This is a genomic window from Pseudomonas sp. C321 (assembly GCF_055407105.1).
In genome coordinates, this window is sequence record NZ_JBUZRB010000003.1 from 323,943 (window position 1) to 344,734 (window position 20,792).

A 20,792-nucleotide genomic window follows, 5' to 3' on the forward strand; every position below is an offset into this window, starting at 1 on the left:
GTCTGCTAGTACCCGAAAACCTAAGCTGCAGCCCGCAGAAACGGGCCTTGGCGCGCGATTGTGACGGTTAAAATAACTGCCTGAAATGACCGGGATGGCGTCCTGGCAGCCGTGCAGTCGGGCCAACTGACGTCCGGCAGCGGCCACAGGTACCGTTTCGGGTGCCGTTGGCGGCGGTTTACGCTAGAATGCACGGCCTCAAAGCACACCCCTTCCCGAGGCTGTCCCGAAGATGTTGATCCTGCGCGGCGCTCCTGCCCTTTCTGCCTTTCGCCACAGCAAACTCCTTGAGCAACTGAGCCAGAAAGTCCCGGCTGTCAGTGGCTTGTATGCTGAATTTGCTCACTTCGCCGACGTTACCGGCGTCTTGACCGCCGACGAACAGCAAGTGCTGGCGCGTCTTCTGAAGTACGGCCCCAGCGTTCCCGTTCAAGAGCCCACCGGTCGCTTGTTCCTGGTCCTGCCACGGTTCGGCACCATCTCGCCCTGGGCGAGCAAGGCCAGCGATATCGCCCGCAACTGCGGCCTGGAAAAAATCCAGCGGCTGGAGCGCGGGATCGCCTTCTACGTCGCTGGCCAGTTCAGCGATGCCGAGGCCGAGCTGATCGCCAGCAGCCTGCATGACCGCATGACCCAGATCATCGTCAGCCAGCTGGAACAGGCCGCCGGCCTGTTCAGCCACGCCGAGCCCAAGCCGCTAACCGCGATTGACGTGCTCGGCGGCGGTCGCCGCGCCCTGGAAAAAGCCAACACCGAACTGGGCCTGGCCCTGGCTGAAGACGAAATCGACTACCTGGTCGACGCCTTCACAGGTCTTGCGCGCAACCCCCACGACATCGAATTGATGATGTTCGCCCAGGCCAACTCCGAGCACTGCCGCCACAAGATCTTCAACGCCAGTTGGGACATTGACGGCCAGAGCCAGGAAAAAAGCCTGTTCGGCATGATCAAGAACACCTACGTGATGCACAGCGAAGGCGTTCTGTCGGCTTATAAAGACAACGCCTCGGTCATCGTCGGCAGTGTTGCCGGCCGTTTCTTCCCGGACCCGGAAACCCGCCAGTACGGCGCGGTGCAGGAGCCGGTGCACATCCTGATGAAAGTCGAGACCCACAACCATCCGACCGCAATTGCCCCGTTCCCGGGCGCAGCCACCGGTTCCGGTGGTGAGATTCGCGACGAAGGTGCCACCGGTCGCGGCGCCAAGCCAAAGGCTGGTCTCACCGGCTTTACCGTGTCCAACCTGCAGATCCCGGGCTTTGAACAGCCGTGGGAAGTGCCGTACGGCAAGCCTGAGCGCATCGTTACCGCACTGGACATCATGATCGAAGGCCCGCTGGGCGGCGCCGCGTTCAACAACGAATTCGGTCGTCCGGCCCTGACGGGTTACTTCCGTACCTTCGAACAGTCCATCACCACCCCTCACGGTGATGAAGTGCGTGGTTACCACAAGCCGATCATGCTGGCCGGCGGCATGGGCAACATCCGCGCCGAACACGTACAGAAAGGCGAAATCCTCGTCGGCTCCAAGCTGATCGTCCTCGGCGGCCCAGCGATGCTGATTGGCCTGGGTGGCGGCGCCGCTTCCTCCATGGCCACCGGCACCAGCTCGGCGGACCTGGACTTCGCTTCCGTACAGCGCGAAAACCCAGAGATGGAGCGTCGCTGCCAGGAAGTCATCGACCGTTGCTGGCAGTTGGGTGACAAGAACCCAATCAGCTTCATCCACGACGTCGGCGCAGGCGGTTTGTCCAACGCCTTCCCGGAACTGGTCAACGATGGCGACCGTGGCGGCCGCTTCGAGCTGCGCAATATTCCAAACGACGAGCCGGGCATGGCCCCGCACGAAATCTGGAGCAACGAATCCCAGGAACGCTACGTATTGGCCGTTGGCCCTGCGGACTTCGAGCGTTTCCAGGCGATCTGCGAACGTGAGCGTTGCCCGTTTGCCGTGGTCGGCGAAGCCACTGCCGAGCCGCAATTGACGGTCACCGACAGCCACTTCGGCAACAGCCCGGTGGACATGCCCCTGGAAGTGCTGCTGGGCAAGGCCCCGCGCATGCACCGTTCGGCGGTCCGCGAAATCGAACTGGGCGACGACTTCGATCCGTCGACACTGGCCATCGCCGATTGCGTGGAGCGCGTCCTGCACCACCCGGCCGTTGCCAGCAAAAGCTTCCTGATCACCATCGGCGACCGCACCATCACAGGTCTAGTTGCCCGTGATCAGATGGTCGGCCCGTGGCAGGTTCCGGTGGCCGACGTTGCCGTCACCGCCACCAGCTTTGACGTCTACACCGGTGAAGCCATGGCCATGGGTGAGCGCACGCCGCTGGCCCTGCTGGACGCTCCAGCGTCGGGCCGCATGGCCATCGGTGAAACCCTGACCAACATCTGCGCTTCGCGCATTGGCAAGATCTCTGACATCAAGCTGTCGGCCAACTGGATGTCCGCTGCCGGTCACCCAGGTGAAGACGCCCGTCTATACGACACCGTTAAAGCAGTCGGCATGGAGCTGTGCCCTGAGCTGGGCATCACCATCCCGGTGGGCAAGGACTCCATGTCCATGGCCACTCGCTGGAACGATGAAGGCGTGGACAAGAGCGTCACCTCGCCGCTGTCGCTGATCGTTACCGGCTTTGCGCCGGTCACCGACATTCGTCAGACCCTGACCCCGCAACTGCGCATGGACAAGGGCACCACTGACCTGATCCTCATCGATCTGGGCCGTGGCCAGAACCGCATGGGCGCCTCGATCCTTGCCCAGGTTCACGGCAAACTCGGCAAGCACGCGCCGGACGTTGACGACGCCGAAGACCTGAAAGCCTTCTTCGCCGTGATCCAGGGCCTGAACGCCGACGGTCACCTGCTGGCTTACCACGACCGTTCCGACGGTGGTCTGCTGACCAGTGCCGTGGAAATGGCCTTCGCCGGTCACTGCGGCCTGAGCCTGAACCTCGACGGCCTGGCGGAAACATCCGCGGACATCGCCGCGATTCTGTTCAACGAAGAACTGGGCGCCGTAATCCAGGTTCGCCAGGACGCCACCCCGGACGTGCTTGCGCAATTCAGCGCGGCCGGCCTGGGCGACTGCGTGGCAGTGGTCGGCCAGCCGATCAACAACGGCGAAATCAACATCGTCTTCAATGGCGAAACCGTCTTTGAAGGCCAGCGCCGTCTGCTGCAACGCCAGTGGGCCGAGACCAGCTACCAGATCCAGCGCCTGCGGGACAACGTCGACTGCGCCGAGCAGGAATTCGCCGTGATCCTGGAAGAAGACAACCCGGGCCTGAGCACCAAGCTCAGCTTCGACGTCAACCAGGACATCGCCGCGCCGTACATCAAGAAAGGCATTCGCCCACAGGTTGCCGTACTGCGTGAGCAGGGCGTCAACGGCCAGGTGGAAATGGCGGCCGCGTTCGACCGTGCCGGCTTCAATGCGATTGACGTGCACATGAGTGACATCCTCGCCGGTCGCGTTGACCTCAACGAGTTCAAAGGCCTGGTGGCCTGCGGCGGTTTCTCCTACGGCGATGTGTTGGGTGCCGGTGAAGGCTGGGCCAAGTCGGCGCTGTTCAACAGCCGCGCCCGCGATGCGTTCCAGGGCTTCTTCGAGCGCAATGACAGCTTCACCCTGGGTGTGTGCAACGGTTGCCAGATGATGTCCAACCTCAGCGAACTGATCCCGGGCAGCGAGTTCTGGCCGCACTTTGTGCGCAACCGTTCCGAGCAGTTCGAAGCCCGTGTGGCCATGGTCCAGGTGCAGGAATCGAACTCGATCTTCCTGCGGGGTATGGCCGGTTCACGCATGCCAATCGCCATCGCCCACGGTGAAGGCCATGCCGAGTTCGAAAGCGAAGAAGCGTTGCTGGAAGCTGACTTGTCCGGTTGTGTGGCCATGCGTTTCGTCGACAACCACGGCAAGGTCACCGAAGGCTACCCGGCCAACCCGAACGGCTCGCCGCGCGGGATCACCGGACTGACCAGCCGCGACGGTCGCGTCACCATCATGATGCCGCACCCGGAACGTGTATTCCGTGCCGTGCAGAACTCATGGCGCCCGGAAGAGTGGAGCGAAGACGGCGCGTGGATGCGCATGTTCCGCAACGCCCGCGTGTGGGTGAACTAAGGCCGTGTACAAGCTCAGCTTCTTTGTGCCCGACAGTCACGTGGATACGGTGAAAACCGCCGTCTTCGCAGCTGGCGGCGGGCGCATCGGCCACTACGACAGCTGCGCCTGGCAAGTGCTGGGCCGTGGCCAGTTCCGCCCGATGGACGGCAGCCAGCCGTTTATCGGCCAGGTGGGGCAGGTTGAAGTGGTTGAGGAATGGAAGGTTGAGTTGGTGGTGGCGGATGAGTTGATCAAGGCCGTTGTGGCTGCGTTGAAGCTTAGCCATCCCTATGAGACGCCGGCTTATGAGGTGTGGCAGTTGGCGGATTTTTGATTCGCTGGCTGTAAAAAAAAGAAACCCGCTGGGCCTGAATGGTCAGCGGGTTTTTTGTTGGCTGTGAGGGCCTCATCGCGGGCTAGCCCGAGATGAAGTCCGAATGGCCAGTAGAGATTTAGGCTCGGGCTCCTATTTCACGGTCACTGACCAACCGCTCCAAGGCCTCACCCAACCCCGATGCCTTGTCACCAATCAGCAAGTGCCAAATGCCGCTTTCCAGCCGGCTCACACCCTGGCAGCCAAGTGCCGTGAGCTGGGATTGCGACAACACCGAACCATCCCCTAATTTCACCCGCAACCGCGTCATGGCCACGGTATCCAGTTGCAGTACATTGGCCCGACCGCCCAGCGCATTCAGCCATTTCTCGGCCTCGTGAACATTGACCGGTGCGCTCTTTTCAACAGGCGCAGCAACCACTGGTGCCGTTCCGACAAACGACGGCATGGCCAGGCGAATCTCGTCAGCAATGCTGTCGGCCATCGGCCCTACCACCACCTGCAAGCTGCCGCCGTTGCCGGGGCGAACCACGGCCATGGCACCCAATGCCTTGAGCTCGGCGTCCACCACCTTGTTGCGGTCCACCATGTCCAGGCGCAGACGCGTAGTGCAGGCACCCACGCTGAGCAGATTGTCAGCTCCGCCCAGCGCACGAATGTAGGCACCGGCACGCTGGTTGTCGGTCATGACTTCGGTGCGTACGACCTGTATGTCTTCGCGCCCCGGTGTCTTCAAGTTGAAGCGACGGATGCAGAAATCAAACACCGTGTAGTAGACCACCGCGTAGGCCAGGCCCACCGGCACCACCAGCCAGCCATTGGTGGACTTGCCCCAGCCGAGGACCATGTCGATAAAACCACCGGAAAAGGTAAAGCCCAAGTGGATGTTCAGCAGGTTAGTGATGCCCATCGACAGGCCGGTCAGTAGCGCATGTAGCAGATACAGCAGCGGCGCGAGGAACATGAAGGCGAACTCGATGGGCTCGGTGACGCCGGTGAGGAACGAGGTCAATGCCATCGACAGGAAAATCCCGCCCATGATCTTGCGCCGCTCCGGCAAGGCATTGCGGTACATCGCCAGGCAGGCTGCGGGCAGGCCGAACAGCATCACCGGGAACATGCCAGTCATGAACTGGCCGCCCTTGGGGTCGCCGGCAAAGTAGCGGGTCAAATCGCCCGTGACCACCGCGCCGGTCACCGGGTCGGTGAAGCTGCCAAACACAAACCAGGCCATGTTGTTGAGGATATGGTGCAGGCCAGTGACGATCAGCAGGCGGTTGAACACGCCGAAGATGAACGCGCCGAAGCTGCCACTTTCCAGCAGCAATACGCCGAAGCTGTTGATGCCCTGCTGGATCGGCGGCCAGATCAGGCCGAACACCACGCCCAGGCCGACCGCCGAGAAGCCGGTGACAATCGGCACAAACCGCCGCCCACCGAAGAACGCCAGGTATTCAGGCAGCTTGATGTCCTTGAAACGGTTATACAGCGCGCCGGCCATCAGCCCGCTGACGATCCCGGCGAGCATGCCCATATTGATGCTGGCGTCCATCACCTTGAGGGTAGAGATCATCACCAGGTAGCCAATGGCCCCGGCCAAGCCTGCGGTGCCGTTGTTGTCTCGGGCAAACCCCACGGCGATACCGATGGAGAAGATCAACGCCAGGTTGGCGAAGATGGCTTGCCCTGCGTCGTGCATTACGGCGATGTTCAGCAGGTCGGTGTCGCCCAGGCGCAGCAGCAGGCCGGCGATCGGCAGGATCGCGATCGGTAGCATCAGCGCGCGGCCCAGGCGTTGCAGCCCTTCGATGAAATATTGGTACATGGCGTGTCTCCCTTTTCTTGTTGTTGTCAGCTCAGCGGCCAGTGGTGTTGACAGGCTTGGCGAACGGCTTTGGCGCTGCTCAGGTTAAGCAGGCCTTGGCTCAGTTGCCGGCATTGCGCTGCATCCAGGTGGCGGACGCGGTCCTTGATTTCTCCGATTTGCAGCGGGCTTACCGACAGCTCGCTGATACCCAGGCCGATCAGCACCGGCGTGGCCAGCGGGTCGGACGCCAGGGCGCCGCATACGCCGACCCAACGGCCGTGTTTGGCCGCCCCGGCGCAGGTCTGGGCGATCAGGCGTAGCAACGCTGGGTGTAGGGCGTCGACCCTGGCGGCGAGGCCGGCGTGGTCGCGGTCCATGGCCAGGGTGTACTGGGACAGGTCATTGGTGCCGATGGACAGGAAGTCCGCATGCTCGGCCAGTTGCTCGGCCATCAAGGCGGCGGCCGGTACTTCGATCATTACCCCCAGTTCCGGGCGTTGGGTCAGTTCCAGCTCAATGCACAGCTCATCCAGGCGTTGGCGGATGTGCAGCAACTCGTCCACTTCGCTGATCATCGGCAACAGGATGCGGCAGCGCTGCAACGGGCTGACCTGGAGCAGGGCGCGCAGTTGCTGGTCCAGCAGTTCCGGGCGGACCTGGGCCAGGCGTATGCCTCGCAGGCCCAGCACCGGGTTGGTTTCGGCGGGCAGCGGCAGGTAGTCCAGTTGCTTGTCGCCGCCGACGTCGATGGTGCGGATGATCACCGACTTGTCGCCCATGGCATCCAGTACGGCTTGATAGGCCTGGCGCTGCTCTTGTTCATCGGGCGCGGTGCGGCGGTCTACGAAGAGGAATTCGGTGCGCAACAGGCCGACGCCGTCGGCGCCGTTTTCATGGGCAATCTGCGCTTCAGCGCTGGAGGCGACATTGGCGGCCACCTCGATACTCACGCCGTCCAGGGTGCGGGCTGGCGCCTGGGCTTGGGTTTGTTGCTGCTGGCGGCGGAGTTTTTGTGCGTCGCGTATCTGATGAACTTGCGCGTGGCGCGCGTCATCGGGGGCCAACTCCAGGCGACCGTTGATGGCGTCCAGCACAACCCGTTGGCCTTGGGGCACATCCAGTACGGCCGAGCCCAGTGCAACCACGCAAGGCAAGCCTTTGCCCCGCGCCAGAATCGCCACATGGGAAGTTGCACCACCTTCGGCCATGCAGATACCCGCGGCGTTTTGTGCGCTCAGTTGCAGCAGGTCCGACGGTGTCAATTCATGGGCCGCAACAATGGCGCCGGCGGGCAATTCGAAGTGCCAGACTTCACCCAGCAACTCTCGCAGCACTCGCTGCTGCAAGTCCCGCAAGTCATTGGAACGCTCGGCCAATAAGGGTTTGCCCAATGCCAGCAGCACGGCGCACTGGGCCTGGATCGCATCGCGCCAGGCGTGGGTAGCGGCGCGGCCCTGAGCGATGGCGACACCGGCGGCCACCAGCAGCGCCGGGTCTTCCAGCAGCGCCAGGTGGGCGGCAAAGATTTCTTCTTCTTCAACGTCTTTGTGCCGCCGGGCTTGGGCCAGGGTGTCGCGGATATTGTTGCGTACTTGTTCCAGGGCGTTGTCGAGCAAACGCAGTTGTTCCTCGGCGACGTGGTTGCCGGTGTCTTCCGGCAGCTCAATGCCATTGAGTCGAAACAGTGGCCCACACACCAATCCAGGCGCGGCGCACACTCCTTGCAGCACGCCGGGTTCACTGTTGGCGCGACGAGTAGCGACGGCCACCGGCGCATGGGTTTGTGCATGGGCCGCCACCGATAAGGCGGCGATCAGCGCTTGCAGCGCCGCGTCGCAATCCTTGCCACGGCAAGTGACCTGAACTTCGTCCTGTTCACCGATACCCAGGCCCATCAAGCCGATCAGGCTGTCGCAGGACGCCGACTTGCCGGCGAAATGCAACTGCGACTGGCTGCTGAAACCCTGCGCCGTTTTGCGGATCAAGGCCGCAGGGCGTGCATGCAAACCGCCACGGTGAGTGATGCGAATGCTGGCGCTGGCTTGCGCGATTGAGTCATCGACCGCCTGCGGTTGCGCTGGCGAAGAACCGTGTGCGACCACCTGCAACAGCGGTTCCCCGACGTTCACCGCGTTCAATGCAAGCGGGCGCAGCGCAAATTGATCACTGTTGGTGAGAATGATCAGGCTGATAAGACTTTTGCACTGGCGGGCGATACGATCCAGTTCGAAGCGCACCAGCGGCTGGCCATTACGGACCCGCGCGCCTTGTTCGACCAACAGCTCAAAACCTTCGCCGTTCAACTCCACGGTGTCGATGCCCACGTGCAGCAGCAGTTCGGCGCCGTTATCGGCGCGAATCGTCAGCGCATGCCCGGTACGGGCGACATGAATGACGACCCCATCGCAGGGCGCATGCAGGCAATCATTAATCGGGTCGATGGCGATGCCATCACCCATGGCGCCACTGGCGAACACTTCGTCGGGAACGCTGCCCAGGGTCAGTACCGGCCCGCTGAGGGGGGCGCTGAGGGTGAGGTCATTATTATTGTGGGACATGGGCACGGTACTCATCAGGAATGCGCAAAAATCAACTCAGTGGGTACGGGTCACTTTGTTTAGGTGACGCGGCTGGTCCGGGTCCATGCCACGGGCTTCGGCCAGGCCTGCGGCCATCACGTAGAAGCTCTGGATGGCAAGAATCGGATCAAGGGCCGGGTGTTCGGCGCGGCTCAAGGTCAGGTCGCGTTCGGCGATGTCATCGGGAGCGGCCAGCAACACGCGGGCGCCGCGTTGGCGCATATCGGCGGCCAGGCTCAGCAAACCGGCCTGTTCGGCGCCGCGTGGGGCGAACACCAGCAGCGGGTAGTTGTCACTGATCAAGGCCATTGGCCCGTGGCGTACTTCGGCGCTGCTGAAGGCTTCGGCCTGGATCGCCGAGGTTTCCTTGAGTTTGAGCGCGGCTTCCTGAGCGATAGCAAAACCGGCGCCACGGCCGATTACCATCAACTGCTGGCAGTCGCGCAGGGCGTCGATGGCCAGGCTCCAGTTCTGTTTGGCGGCTTCACGCAAACCGTCGGGCAGGGCTTTACAGGCTTGCAGCAGTTCGGTTTCCTGGTTCCAGTGACCGATCAGTTGGGCGCTGGCGCTCAAGGTGGCGATAAAGCTTTTGGTGGCGGCGACGCTGCGTTCGGGCCCGGCACACAGCGGCACATGGAATTCGCAGGCTGCTTCCAGTGGTGAGTCCTCGGCATTGACCAGCGAAATGCTCAAGGCGCCACGCTTGCGCAGCAGGCGCAGGCTGTTGACCAGGTCCGGGCTTTGCCCCGACTGGGAGAAACCGAAGGCCACCTGGCCACTGACCTTGAGCGGCGATTGCAGCATGGTCACCACCGACATCGGCAACGACGCCACGGGAATCCCCAGGTGTTGCATGGTCAGGTAGGCAAAGTAGCTGGCGGCGTGATCCGAGCTGCCACGGGCGATGGTCAACACCACTTGCGGCGGCTGGCGACGCAAGCGTCCGGTAACCTCCACCAGCATCGGTTCCAGGCGTTGCAGTTGAGCCTCGACGGCGTCGCAGGAGGCCAGGGCCTCTTCAAGCATTTTTGAAGTCAATGGTTTCTCCTTCGACCATTACGTCGGTGAGGTTCAGGGAGCGGTCCAGGCGCACGCAGTCGGCAAAGCTGCCGGGTTGCAGGCGGCCGCGTTCTGTAAGTCCCAGGTAATCGGCGGGAAATTGCGACAGGCGTTGTGAGGCTTCGCTGATGGGCAGGCCGATTTTCACCAGGTTGCGCAGCGCCTGATCCATGGTCAGCGTACTGCCGGCCAGGGTGCCGTCGGCCAGGCGCACGCCGCCCAGGCATTTGGTCACGGTGTGGCTGCCCAGCTTGTATTCGCCGTCGGGCATGCCGGCGGCAGCGGTGGAATCGGTGACGCAGTACAGGCACGGAATCGCCCGCAAGGCCACGCGCATGGCACCGGGGTGAACGTGCAGCAAGTCGGGGATCAGCTCGGCGTATTTGGCGTGGGCCAATGCCGCGCCAACGATGCCCGGCTCGCGGTGATGCAGCGGGCTCATGGCGTTGTAGAGGTGGGTAAAGCTGGTGGCACCGGCGGCGAGGGCGGCGACGCCTTCTTCGTAGCTGCCCAGGGTGTGGCCGATCTGCATGCGCACGCCGCGTTCGCTGAGGGCGCGGATCAGGCCGTCATGGCCAGCAATTTCTGGGGCAATGGTGATCACCCGGATCGGCGCCAGGCGCAGGTATTCCTCAACTTCGGTCATCAGCGCGGTGTGGGCGAAGTTCGGTTGTGCGCCGAGTTTGCCAGGGTTGATATAAGGGCCTTCCAGGTGCACACCAAGCACGCGGGCGCTGCCCGCCTGGCGGTTTTCGCAGAAGCGGCCGAGGGCATCGAGCACGCTGGAGATTTCGTCCACCGGCGCGGTCATGGTCGTGGCCAGCAGCGAGGTGGTGCCAAAGCGCACATGGGTGCGGGTGATGGTCTCGAAGGCGCTGGCGCCTTCCATGATGTCCTTGCCGCCGCCGCCGTGAACGTGCAGGTCGATAAAGCCCGGCAGCAGGTACGGCAGGTCGTTGTCGCCAGGGTCGCACGGGCTGCCTTCAACGGCAGTGACTTTACCGTGCTGGTGCACCAGGCGGCCGCGAATCCAGCCTTGAGGCGTGAGGATATTATCTTCGGACATGGGCAGTTCTCTAAGGCCGCAATTCAGCGGCAAAGTCATAGCGGCGCAGCTCTGCGACAAAGTCGTAGTAGTCGTTGCGGCAGTAGGTATCGGTGATTTCGATCGGGGTGTTGTCTTCGGTGTAGCCGACTCGGGTCATCAGCAGCATGGCGGTGCCGGGCGCGATGCCCACCAGTGCGGCGAACTCGTCCGAGGCGTTGATTGCCTGGATGTGCTGCAGCGCGCGAACGATGGGCTTGCCGATGCCTTCCAGGTATTCGTAGAGGGAACTGCCAATGGCCTGCGGGTTGGGGATGATCGAAGCGGGCAGGGCGCTCATTTCGATGGCCATCACCGTGTCATCGGCCTTACGCAGGCGCTTGAGCCGCACCACCTTGTCGGTGGGCGACAGGCACAGGCGGATCAGTTCTTCGTGGGTGGGCGGGGTGATTTCCCGCTCCAGCCATTGGGAGCTTGGGACAAAACCCTTGAGCCGCAACATCTCGCTGAACCCCGAAAGGCGTGACAACGGCTGTTCCAAACGCGGGGTAATGAAGGTTCCGGAGCCTTGGCTGCGACGGATCAGGCCTTGTTCGAACAGCACTTCCAATGCCTTGCGGGCGGTCACTCGGGAAATGCTCAACAGTTCGCTGAGGGTGCGTTCCGACGGCAACGCCTGCTCGGATTTCCACTGGCCAGCATGAATCGCCGCTTCCAGCTTGCGGGCCAGTTGCAGGTACAGCGGCGTGGATTGTTTGCCGTCGGGGCGCAGGGCCAGGATGGGGTTCATCTGTAGGGTTTCCGATGCGTTATTGGAGTGTTGTCGCCCGGTAGTGGCTGGAAATTAATACCACTTAAATACCATGTCAATGCTGCCAAAATGGTGCGGGCAAGTGTTTACGGGCGCCTTTATAGTGCGCTTGAGCAAGTGGTATTAGAGAGGTCTTTCTTTGGCGCAGAAGTGCGCAGCCTGCGGGGGTGAAATGGTATTCACCGGCAGGCGCTGCCGAGGGCAGGAATTTATTTGGATTTATTTTACAAACGGTCGAAAACTACGGACGAATCTCGATCATCGTGCCGTCCTTGACCAGGTTCCAGACTTCGCGCATGTCGACATTGCGCATGCCGATGCAGCCGTCGGTCCAGTCCAGGGTGTGGAACCACTCCTCGGGGTAATCCTCGGCGTCGGGGGTGCCGTGAATCATGATCATGCTGCCCGCACGCACACCTTCACGGCGCGAGCGGGCGGCGTCGCTGATGTTCGGGTAGGAGATGTGCATGGACAGGTTGAAACGGTCGCTGGTCTTGCGCCAGTCGATCCAATAGAGACCTTCCGGAGTCTTGCGGTCGCCTTCCACGAGCTTGTGGCCCTTGGGGTTTTTGCCCAGTGAAATGCGGTAGGTCTTGAGGGGCTTGCCGTCGTTGATCAACTGCAACTGATGGGCGGACTTGAGGACCAGGATTTTCTCGACAGGTTTGCCGCCCAGGGTTTCCAGGGTGGAGGCTGACGACAGCGTGGCGAACGACAGGCAGAGCAGAGCAAGCAAGCAACGCATTAAAACGGTATCCCTTCAGGTGCTGCCTGGATTGTTATTTTGCCAGCTGGGCCAGTGGCGGCACGGACTCGTTGCGCACCGGGAACAGCTGTAGCCGACGGTCGGCGAAAAAGCATTCTAAGGTACGCCCGACCGTGCGGAAAGCCAGCTCGGACCAAGGGATGTCGGCTTCATTGAAAAGCTTCACCTCCAGGCTTTCGGGCCCTGCGCAGAAGTCCAGGTCGATCAGCTCGGCGCGATAGAAAATATGCACCTGGCTGATGTGCGGCACGTCGATCAGCGTGTAGATGCTCAGGTTGCGCACCCTGGCACAGGCTTCTTCCATGGTTTCGCGCATGGCCGCCTGTTCGACGGTCTCGCCGTTTTCCATAAACCCTGCGGGCAGCGTCCAATAGCCCTGGCGCGGTTCGATGGCACGACGGCACAGCAGCACCTGATCGCCCCAGACCGGCACGGTGCCGGCGACGATGTTGGGGTTCTGATAGTGAATGGTCTGACAGTGATCACAGACATAACGCAGGCGCGCGTCGCCTTCGGGAATGCGCTGGGTGACCGGTTTACCGCACTGGCTGCAGAAGTTCATGCTGGGGTTCCTGGAGAGTGCGCCTATCTTGGCGTGGCGGCGTGCCTGCCTGCAAGTTGTCGTTTAGCGACACGGTCCAGGTTTTGGGGTTGGGCACCCGCACGCTTTGGTGCATGATGCAAGGTAGCCAACAGATCGAGATGACTCATGCTGGACGAGCTACTTCGCCGGGTAAGCAATCATACGCCACGCACGCTGGAGACCGACGCTCGTTTCCCGGAAGCCGCGGTGCTGGTGCCGATTACCCGCAGTGACGAACCCGAACTGATCCTGACCCTACGGGCCAGCGGCCTGTCGACCCACGGTGGCGAAGTGGCTTTTCCCGGCGGACGCCGCGACCCGGAAGACCCGGACTTGGTGTTCACCGCCCTGCGTGAGGCCGAAGAAGAAATCGGCCTGCCACCGGGACTGGTGGAAGTGATCGGCCCCTTGAGTCCCTTGATCTCCCTGCACGGTATCCGCGTCACGCCTTATGTCGGGTTCATCCCCGATTACGTCGAGTACCTGGCCAACGACGCCGAGATTGCTGCCGTGTTCAGCGTGCCCTTGGAGTTCTTCCGCCAGGACCCGCGCGAACACACCCACCGCATCGATTACCAGGGCCGCAGTTGGTACGTGCCCAGTTATCGATTTGGCGAATACAAGATCTGGGGCCTGACGGCGATCATGATCGTCGAGCTGATCAACCTGATCTATGACGACGCCGACATCAGCCTGCATCGTCCACCGAAAAGTTTCATCAATACCTAAGCCATCGTTTCGTATGGCAAGCCTTGAGGACCACACCATGAAATACCGCCTGGGCGACGCCCGCGTCGAGACCCATCCCCAAAGCTGGGTGGCTCCCAATGCCACGCTGGTGGGCAAGGTCAAGCTGGAAGAGGGTGCCAACGTCTGGTTCAACGCGGTGTTGCGCGGTGATAACGAATTGATCCTGATCGGCAAGAACAGCAACGTCCAGGACGGCACGGTGATGCACACTGACATGGGCTACCCGCTGACCCTGGGCACCGGCGTGACCATCGGCCATAACGCCATGCTGCACGGCTGTACCGTCGGCGATTACAGCCTGATCGGCATTAATGCGGTGATTCTCAACGGGGCGAAGATCGGCAAAAATTGCATCATCGGCGCCAATTCGCTGATCGGCGAAGGCAAGGAAATTCCCGATGGCTCGCTGGTGATGGGCTCGCCCGGCAAAGTGGTGCGGGAACTGACCGAGGCGCAGAAGAAGATGCTTGAGGCTAGCGCTGCGCACTATGTGCATAACGCTCAGCGCTATGCCCGTGATCTGGTCGAGCAGGAAGAATGAACGCCCCTGAACGACCGGTGGCCTCGCCCTGTGTGAACATTTGTGCGCTGGATAACGATGATATCTGCACCGGCTGCCAGCGCACCGTGGACGAAATTACTCGCTGGAGCCGCATGGACAATGCCGCGCGGCGGGTGGTGCTGGGGTTGTGTCACGAGCGGGCGAAGGTGAGTGGGTTGGTGTGGATGATTGGCAAACAGTCTGATTCTCTGTAGGCGCGAGGGGGACTCCTAGTTCTTGCTCGCGAAAAATGCAAGAGCATCACGTATAGTCAAAAAAAACTCATAATCGTTAACGTCCTTCGCGAGCAAGCTCGCTCCTACACCAGGTTCCCTCGCCCCATGCTCTTCCTGATCGCCTATATCAGCAGCGTCGTGCTGATCAACTACGCTTTTTCCACCGCTCCCCACCTGGACGTCATCTGGTCCGCCTGGGGCGGGTTGGTGTTTGTCCTGCGCGACATGGTGCAAACCCGTTTCGGTCACGGTGCGATCATCGCCATGCTGGCGGCGTTGGTGTTGTCTTACATCACTTCCGATCCGTCCATCGCCCTGGCCAGTGCTACGGCGTTCGCGGTGTCCGAGTGCATCGACTGGCTGGTGTTCAGCATCACCAAGCGCCCGCTCCACGATCGCCTGTGGATAAGTTCGGCGCTGAGCATTCCCCTCGATACCTTTATCTTTTTCGGCCTGATCGGCGCCCTGACGCCCGCCGTGGTGGGGACCGCCTTGGCCTCGAAATTTGCCGGAGTGACCGTAGTCTGGCTGGCCATGGCCTGGCGCTTGCGCCGCCAGCGCATCGCCAACTGAGGCCAATCTTTACAGTTCATGTAAAATGCCGGCCTTTCCCCCCATGATCCGCTCCCCTGAGGACCTGAGATGACCCGAATCGGAACTCCATTGTCGCCAACCGCGACCCGCGTTTTGCTGTGTGGCTGCGGTGAACTGGGCAAGGAAGTGGTAATCGAACTGCAACGCCTGGGCGTTGAAGTGATTGCCGTGGATCGCTACGCCAATGCGCCGGCGATGCAGGTTGCTCATCGCAGCCATGTCATCAATATGCTCGACGGCGCGGCCTTGCGCGCAGTGATCGAAGCGGAAAAGCCGCACTTCATCGTGCCGGAAATCGAGGCCATCGCCACCGCCACCCTGGTGGAACTGGAAGCTGAAGGCTTCACCGTGATCCCCACCGCGCGTGCGGCGCTGCTGACCATGAACCGTGAAGGCATCCGTCGCCTGGCCGCTGAAGAACTGGACCTGCCGACTTCGCCTTACCACTTCGCCGACACTGTAGAAGACTACCGCAAGGCCGTCGAAGACCTTGGCTTCCCATGCGTGGTGAAGCCGGTGATGAGTTCGTCGGGTAAAGGCCAGAGCCTGCTGCGCAGTGCCGATGACGTGCAGAAAGCCTGGGACTATGCCCAGGAAGGTGGCCGTGCCGGCAAAGGTCGGGTGATCATCGAAGGCTTTATCGACTTTGACTACGAAATTACCCTGCTGACCGTGCGTCACGTTGGCGGCACCACCTTCTGCGCGCCGGTTGGTCACCGCCAGGAGAAGGGCGATTACCAGGAATCCTGGCAGCCCCAGGCCATGAGCCCGATTGCCCTGGCGGAATCCGAGCGTGTCGCTAAAGCCGTCACTGACGCCTTGGGTGGACGTGGTCTGTTTGGTGTTGAGTTGTTCATCAAGGGTGATCAGGTGTGGTTCAGCGAAGTGTCACCGCGCCCGCACGACACCGGCTTGGTGACGTTGATTTCCCAGGACCTGTCGCAGTTCGCCCTGCATGCGCGGGCAATCCTCGGCTTGCCAATCCCGTTGATTCGTCAGTTTGGGCCTTCGGCTTCGGCGGTGATTCTGGTGGAAGGGCGGTCGACCCAGACGGCATTCTCCAACCTGGGTGCGGCGCTGAGTGAGCCGGATACCGCGCTACGTCTGTTCGGCAAACCAGAGGTTAATGGTCAGCGTCGCATGGGTGTGGCGTTGGCGCGGGATGAGTCGATCGAGGCTGCTCGGGCCAAGGCGACCCGAGCGTCACAGGCTGTTGTTGTAGAGCTGTAACTGCGGCGCACCTATCGCGGGCTTGCCCGCGATAGCGATCTATTAGCCGATCCGATTCAAATCGTTATTGCGCGTCTCCTTCAGGCACAGCACAGCAATCAAGCTGATCACCGCTGCCGCCGACACATACCCGCCGACATAGCTCAAGCCGCCCATTGCTACCAGCTTCTGGGCGAAGAACGGTGCCGCCGAAGCACCGACAATCCCTCCCAGGTTATACGCCGCCGAAGCACCGGTATAACGCACGCGGGTCGGAAACAGCTCCGGCAACATCGCCCCCATCGGTGCGAAAGTCACACCCATCAGGAATAGCTCCAGGCACAGAAACAGCGCCACGGCCCAGGTTGAACCGTGAGTCAGCAGTGGTTCCATGGTGAAGCCCGACAGGATGGTCAGCACTGCGCCGACGATCAGCACCGGCTTGCGCCCATAACGGTCACTGGCCCAGGCGGCCAGTGGGGTCGCCGCGCCCATGAACAGCACGGCAAAGCACAGCAGGCCGAGGAAGGTTTCGCGGCTGTAACCCAACGTGGTTACACCATAACTCAGGGAAAACGCCGTAGTGATGTAGAACAGCGCATAACACACCACCATCGACGCAGCGCCCAGAAATACCGGCATCCCGTGTTGGCTGAACAGTTCCACCAGCGGCATTTTTACCGGCGCCTCTTTGGCCACGGCGTTGGCGAAGACCGGCGTTTCATGCAGTTTCAGGCGCGCATACAGGCCAACCATGACCAGCGCCGCGCTGAGCAGGAACGGAATACGCCAGCCCCAGCTGCGGAACTGCTCGTCGTTCAGGTTCATGGCCAGGATCAGGAATAAACCGTTGGCCGCCAGGAAACCAATGGAGGGCCCCAGTTGCGGGAACATGCCGAACCAGGCGCGTTTGCCCTTCGGTGCATTCTCGGTGGCCAGCAGTGCCGCGCCACCCCATTCCCCGCCAAGGCCCAGGCCCTGACCGAAACGCAGCACGCAGAGCAGGATCGGTGCCCAGGCGCCGATGGAGTCGTAGCCGGGCAACAAGCCGATCAGCGTGGTGCAAACCCCCATCAACAGCAAGGAAGCGACCAGAGTCGACTTGCGGCCAATGCGGTCACCAAAGTGGCCGAACAGCGCCGAACCCAATGGCCGGGCGATAAAGGCAATGCCGAAGGTCAGAAATGATGCAAGCATCTGCGCCGTGCCGGACGTCTGCGGGAAGAACACCGGGCCGATCACCAGCGCAGCGGCGGTTGCATAGATATAGAAGTCGTAGAACTCGATGGCGGTGCCGACAATACTCGCGGTAGCGACTCGGGCGGTCGAGTTGGTCGGGGCGGCGGTCACAGCCTCGTTATAGGTGGTGCTCATTGAGGTATCCCTGACGGTCATTGCGCGTTTGGACGCGGATTATTATTGGTATTGCACCCATGGATCAGGGCCGTGCGCGGTCGGGCTGGGGCTTGGGTAAGCTGGTTCGATTATAGGAAGGGGGGTGCGGCGCAAACAAGAGCTGAAGTGTGGGAGCTGGCTTGCCTGCGATGGTTGTCTGTCAGCTCGCATCTTTGGCACTGTGGGTATCTACACATTGTTGTGGACAGAGGATGGGGTGCAGATCCGTTATTTTGGTCAGGGCGGATTAGGGTTACGCCCTTACGGCGTGTCACTTTGCAAAAGCGGCAAAGTAACCAAAGCGCTCTTGCCCCACCACTTGGTGCCTCGCTAGGGCTCGGCATGCCCTCTCTCCGGCATTGCTCCGTGGGCCGCCGCGATGGGCCATCCTTGGCCCAGCGCGGCTAAACCGGCGTCCTGCCGGTTTACCCACGGATCAATGCCTGCGTTCGGCCATCGTGGTTAACGGGGCGCCTAAGATCAAAATCAAAAGCACGGCGGCCTGGTAGCCGACCTGAGTGGTGAAAAGCAAGAGCGGATCTACTGCCCACTGACTGTAGGAGCGAGCTTGCTCGCGATGGTCGTTAACGATGACGCTGGCATCCTGAATCACCGCGGTGCCCTCAGGTTCTTCGCGAGCAAGAACTAGGCGTCCCCCTCGCTCCTACAGAAAGCGGATGGGCACTGGCTCTGCTCTTGATCTGCCTGCCCATAAAGCCAGAGGCCGAACGCAGGTGTTGTGCAGTGGCTAAACCGGCAAGGACGCCGGTTTAGCCGCGCTGGGCCAGGGACCGAAATAACGGATATGTGCTCAATCGCCCCCTAGAACCTACAGCTCCCACATCGACCGTGTTTCTTCAGGGAAGTGAAGTCGCCACCGGCACCAAGCCGGTATGCCAGATCAGTACCTTGCTCACCCGGTTGTCCTCGGTCTCCAGGGTTTCCAGGCGATAGCGGCCAATTTTCAGGCATACCGAGCAATCAGGAATGGTCTCCAACGCTTCAGTCACCAGCCCACTGAGGGTCTTCGGCCCGTCGCTGGGCAGGTGCCAGCCCAGGCTCTTGTTCAATTCGCGGATCGAGGCGGCGCCGTCGATCACGTAGCGGCCGTCCAGCTGTGGCTGGATGTGCGGGTTATCCACACTGTGCTCGCTTTCGAATTCGCCGACGATTTCTTCAAGAATATCTTCCAGGGTGACAATCCCCAGCACTTCGCCGTATTCGTCCACCACCATGCCCAGGCGACGCTGCTGTTTGTGGAAATTCAGCAGTTGCAGTTGCAGGGGCGTGCTTTCCGGGACGAAGTAGGGCTCATGACAAGCGGCCAGCAACGCCTCCTTGGTCAGGCTGGCGTCCGGCAGTAGGTGCTGGATCTGGCGGGTGTTGAGCACCGCCTCGACCTGATTGATGTCGCTGTGGAATATCGGCAGCCGGGTGCGCTGGGAGCTGCGCAGCTGTTCGATGATGTCTTCGATGGGGTCATCCAGGTTGATGCCGTCCACTTCACTGCGGGGCACAAGGATGTCATTGACTGTGATGCTGTCCAGCGCGTGGATGCCCGAAAGGCCCGGCGTACGGCCATTGGGTACTTGCGGTTCCTGCTCGTCATCGTTATCTGGTTGTGGCTCGTCGCTTTTCTTGACTACGCCAGACTTGCGAGCGAAGGGCTTGAGCAGTAACAGGCTGGCGCCGTTGAGCAGCCAGGCCAGTGGATAGAGGATTTTCAGCGGTACGCCCAACAACGTATTGCCAAAACCCAGCACCGCTTGCGGATAACGTGTGGCCAGGGCGCGAGGCAAGTAGTCGGCCAGCACCAGCAACGCGGCGCTGGAGATCAGCCAGCCGAGCCAGGGACCATTATTGGCCCATGCATAGATCGCCAGCAGGGTACAGAGGATCACCACCATGGCGCGGCACAGGGTATTGCAGAGAATCAGGCTGTTGCGCGGGAAGTTCAGCCGGGCTGCGGCCTTGTCACCCTGGCGAGTGCCGGGGCGCCGGGCCAGCAAGTGGTGTTGCGCGGCCTCGATGGCGGTAAACAGCGCCGACCATAAAATCAGCAGGGTCACTACCGCGAGCATCGGCCCTAGGGGCAAGTTGTCCATGTTGGCTGCCCGTCAGATATGCAGGATGAATTCGCGGACCAGCTTGCTGCCGAAATACGCCAGCATCAGCAGGCAGAAACCGGCCAGGGTCCAGCGGATCGCCTTGTGCCCGCGCCAGCCGAGGCGGTTGCGGCCCCACAGCAGCACGCTGAACACCACCCAGGCCAGGCACGCCAGCAGGGTTTTGTGCACCAGATGCTGGGCAAACAGGTTTTCGACGAACAGCCAGCCGGAGATCAGTGACAGTGACAGCAAGGTCCAGCCGGCCCAAAGGAAGCCGAACAGCAGGCTTTCCATGGTTTGCAGCGGCGGGAAGTTCTTGATCAGCCCGGAAGGGTGCTTGTGCTTGAGTTGGTGATCCTGCAACAGCAGCAACAAGGCCTGGAACACTGCAATAGTGAACATGCCGTAGGCGAGGATCGACAGCAGGATATGCGCGAGGATACCCGGCTCCTCGTCGATCACCTGCACCGTGCCGGTGGGGGCGAACTGAGCCAGCAGCACCGTCAGCATCCCCAGGGGGAAGAGCAGCAACAGCAGGTTTTCCACCGGTATCCGCGCGCAGGCCAACAGGGTCAGGCCGATCACTGCGGCGCCGATCAGACTGGCGGCACTGAAAAAATCCAGGCCCAGGCCAACCGGCGTCAGCAGGTGGGTGAACAGGCTGGCGGCGTGGGCCAGCAGGGCGAGGACGCCAAGGCCTACGAGCAGGCGTTTGTCTGCCTTGGAGCCTTGGGCCAGACGAGTGCCCTGATAGAGGGTCGCAGCGGCATACAAGATAGCGGCGGCGAGACTGGGTAGTAAACTGGGTGACAAGGGGAGCATAAATCCTGTTAGGCAAGCCCGAAAGACGCCGAGTTTGGCATA

Annotated in this window: 17 protein-coding genes; 7 read left to right on the plus strand and 10 right to left on the minus strand. The window is 61.6% G+C overall.

Going from position 1 to position 20,792, the window contains the following annotated elements:
• Positions 1 to 232 precede the first annotated feature (232 nt).
• Together purL and ACZRJ6_RS11105 are read left to right on the plus strand one after the other, a co-directional pair.
• Entirely contained in the window at positions 233 to 4,129 is a 3,897-nt protein-coding gene (gene purL, locus ACZRJ6_RS11100) for a phosphoribosylformylglycinamidine synthase (protein WP_463968146.1), read from the plus strand.
• Between the two features lie 4 nt (positions 4,130 to 4,133).
• Positions 4,134 to 4,445, plus strand: coding sequence for a YqfO family protein (locus ACZRJ6_RS11105; RefSeq protein ID WP_133102112.1), 312 nt, complete (start codon positions 4,134 to 4,136; stop codon positions 4,443 to 4,445).
• A 118-nt stretch (positions 4,446 to 4,563) separates the two neighbouring features.
• Here ACZRJ6_RS11105 and nagE read toward each other — a convergent pair whose 3' ends face one another.
• The 7 genes from nagE to ACZRJ6_RS11140 all read right to left on the minus strand — a co-directional run bounded on the left by nagE (position 4,564) and on the right by ACZRJ6_RS11140 (position 13,074).
• Entirely contained in the window at positions 4,564 to 6,270 is a 1,707-nt protein-coding gene (nagE, locus tag ACZRJ6_RS11110) for an N-acetylglucosamine-specific PTS transporter subunit IIBC (protein WP_463968147.1), read from the minus strand.
• Positions 6,271 to 6,296: 26 nt separating this feature from the next.
• Positions 6,297 to 8,810 carry a phosphoenolpyruvate--protein phosphotransferase gene (gene ptsP, locus ACZRJ6_RS11115; RefSeq protein WP_463968148.1) on the minus strand — a complete coding sequence of 838 codons (2,514 nt, stop codon included), beginning with the start codon at positions 8,808 to 8,810 and terminating at the stop codon, positions 6,297 to 6,299.
• A 36-nt stretch (positions 8,811 to 8,846) separates the two neighbouring features.
• The gene (locus ACZRJ6_RS11120) at positions 8,847 to 9,857 is read right to left on the minus strand and encodes an SIS domain-containing protein (RefSeq protein WP_463968422.1); all 1,011 of its coding nucleotides are present in this window, start codon (positions 9,855 to 9,857) and stop codon (positions 8,847 to 8,849) included.
• The gene (gene nagA, locus ACZRJ6_RS11125; protein WP_463968149.1) at positions 9,850 to 10,956 is read right to left on the minus strand and encodes an N-acetylglucosamine-6-phosphate deacetylase; all 1,107 of its coding nucleotides are present in this window, start codon (positions 10,954 to 10,956) and stop codon (positions 9,850 to 9,852) included. Before nagA ends, ACZRJ6_RS11120 begins: the two co-directional genes overlap by 8 nt.
• A 10-nt stretch (positions 10,957 to 10,966) precedes the next feature.
• Positions 10,967 to 11,725 (minus strand): GntR family transcriptional regulator, encoded by a 759-nt coding sequence (locus ACZRJ6_RS11130; RefSeq protein WP_149411610.1) that lies wholly within the window; start codon positions 11,723 to 11,725, stop codon positions 10,967 to 10,969.
• A gap of 262 nt (positions 11,726 to 11,987) precedes the next feature.
• The gene (locus tag ACZRJ6_RS11135; RefSeq protein ID WP_463968150.1) at positions 11,988 to 12,491 is read right to left on the minus strand and encodes a L,D-transpeptidase family protein; all 504 of its coding nucleotides are present in this window, start codon (positions 12,489 to 12,491) and stop codon (positions 11,988 to 11,990) included.
• Positions 12,492 to 12,525: 34 nt separating this feature from the next.
• Positions 12,526 to 13,074: an NUDIX hydrolase gene (locus ACZRJ6_RS11140; protein ID WP_463968151.1), complete on the minus strand. Its 549-nt coding sequence runs from the start codon at positions 13,072 to 13,074 to the stop codon at positions 12,526 to 12,528.
• A gap of 147 nt (positions 13,075 to 13,221) precedes the next feature.
• On the opposite strand from ACZRJ6_RS11140, the gene ACZRJ6_RS11145 reads away from it, so the two are divergent.
• The 5 genes from ACZRJ6_RS11145 to purT all read left to right on the plus strand — a co-directional run bounded on the left by ACZRJ6_RS11145 (position 13,222) and on the right by purT (position 16,446).
• A complete protein-coding gene (locus tag ACZRJ6_RS11145; protein ID WP_463968152.1) occupies positions 13,222 to 13,824 on the plus strand; it encodes a CoA pyrophosphatase in 603 nt (200 codons plus the stop codon).
• Between the two features lie 37 nt (positions 13,825 to 13,861).
• Complete coding sequence (locus ACZRJ6_RS11150) at positions 13,862 to 14,386, plus strand: gamma carbonic anhydrase family protein (RefSeq protein WP_149411606.1); 525 nt, start codon at positions 13,862 to 13,864, stop codon at positions 14,384 to 14,386.
• A complete protein-coding gene (locus tag ACZRJ6_RS11155; RefSeq protein WP_463968153.1) occupies positions 14,383 to 14,601 on the plus strand; it encodes a DUF1289 domain-containing protein in 219 nt (72 codons plus the stop codon). Before ACZRJ6_RS11150 ends, ACZRJ6_RS11155 begins: the two co-directional genes overlap by 4 nt.
• Before the next feature lie 126 nt (positions 14,602 to 14,727).
• Positions 14,728 to 15,195 (plus strand): VUT family protein, encoded by a 468-nt coding sequence (locus ACZRJ6_RS11160; protein WP_149411604.1) that lies wholly within the window; start codon positions 14,728 to 14,730, stop codon positions 15,193 to 15,195.
• Between the two features lie 69 nt (positions 15,196 to 15,264).
• Positions 15,265 to 16,446 (plus strand): formate-dependent phosphoribosylglycinamide formyltransferase, encoded by a 1,182-nt coding sequence (gene purT / locus ACZRJ6_RS11165; RefSeq protein WP_463968154.1) that lies wholly within the window; start codon positions 15,265 to 15,267, stop codon positions 16,444 to 16,446.
• Positions 16,447 to 16,488: 42 nt separating this feature from the next.
• On the opposite strand, the gene ACZRJ6_RS11170 is transcribed toward purT, so the two are convergent.
• The 3 genes from ACZRJ6_RS11170 to ACZRJ6_RS11180 form a co-directional block, all read right to left on the minus strand.
• Entirely contained in the window at positions 16,489 to 17,799 is a 1,311-nt protein-coding gene (locus ACZRJ6_RS11170; protein WP_463968155.1) for an MFS transporter, read from the minus strand.
• A gap of 878 nt (positions 17,800 to 18,677) precedes the next feature.
• Positions 18,678 to 19,925 carry a transporter associated domain-containing protein gene (locus tag ACZRJ6_RS11175; RefSeq protein ID WP_463968156.1) on the minus strand — a complete coding sequence of 416 codons (1,248 nt, stop codon included), beginning with the start codon at positions 19,923 to 19,925 and terminating at the stop codon, positions 18,678 to 18,680.
• A 12-nt stretch (positions 19,926 to 19,937) separates the two neighbouring features.
• Positions 19,938 to 20,750 (minus strand): cytochrome c biogenesis protein CcsA, encoded by an 813-nt coding sequence (locus tag ACZRJ6_RS11180; protein ID WP_133102128.1) that lies wholly within the window; start codon positions 20,748 to 20,750, stop codon positions 19,938 to 19,940.
• Positions 20,751 to 20,792: the final 42 nt, after the last annotated feature.

Coding starts and splice junctions, on each gene's coding strand:
- purL (WP_463968146.1), top strand. CDS start 233: ATGTTGATCCTGCGCGGCGCTCCTGCCCTTTCTGCCTTTCGCCACAGC.
- nagE (WP_463968147.1), bottom strand. CDS start 6,270: ATGTACCAATATTTCATCGAAGGGCTGCAACGCCTGGGCCGCGCGCTG.
- ptsP (WP_463968148.1), bottom strand. CDS start 8,810: ATGTCCCACAATAATAATGACCTCACCCTCAGCGCCCCCCTCAGCGGG.
- ACZRJ6_RS11120 (WP_463968422.1), bottom strand. CDS start 9,857: ATGCTTGAAGAGGCCCTGGCCTCCTGCGACGCCGTCGAGGCTCAACTG.
- nagA (WP_463968149.1), bottom strand. CDS start 10,956: ATGTCCGAAGATAATATCCTCACGCCTCAAGGCTGGATTCGCGGCCGC.
- ACZRJ6_RS11130 (WP_149411610.1), bottom strand. CDS start 11,725: ATGAACCCCATCCTGGCCCTGCGCCCCGACGGCAAACAATCCACGCCG.
- ACZRJ6_RS11135 (WP_463968150.1), bottom strand. CDS start 12,491: ATGCGTTGCTTGCTTGCTCTGCTCTGCCTGTCGTTCGCCACGCTGTCG.
- ACZRJ6_RS11140 (WP_463968151.1), bottom strand. CDS start 13,074: ATGAACTTCTGCAGCCAGTGCGGTAAACCGGTCACCCAGCGCATTCCC.
- ACZRJ6_RS11145 (WP_463968152.1), top strand. CDS start 13,222: ATGCTGGACGAGCTACTTCGCCGGGTAAGCAATCATACGCCACGCACG.
- ACZRJ6_RS11150 (WP_149411606.1), top strand. CDS start 13,862: ATGAAATACCGCCTGGGCGACGCCCGCGTCGAGACCCATCCCCAAAGC.
- ACZRJ6_RS11155 (WP_463968153.1), top strand. CDS start 14,383: ATGAACGCCCCTGAACGACCGGTGGCCTCGCCCTGTGTGAACATTTGT.
- ACZRJ6_RS11160 (WP_149411604.1), top strand. CDS start 14,728: ATGCTCTTCCTGATCGCCTATATCAGCAGCGTCGTGCTGATCAACTAC.
- purT (WP_463968154.1), top strand. CDS start 15,265: ATGACCCGAATCGGAACTCCATTGTCGCCAACCGCGACCCGCGTTTTG.
- ACZRJ6_RS11170 (WP_463968155.1), bottom strand. CDS start 17,799: ATGAGCACCACCTATAACGAGGCTGTGACCGCCGCCCCGACCAACTCG.
- ACZRJ6_RS11175 (WP_463968156.1), bottom strand. CDS start 19,925: ATGGACAACTTGCCCCTAGGGCCGATGCTCGCGGTAGTGACCCTGCTG.
- ACZRJ6_RS11180 (WP_133102128.1), bottom strand. CDS start 20,750: ATGCTCCCCTTGTCACCCAGTTTACTACCCAGTCTCGCCGCCGCTATC.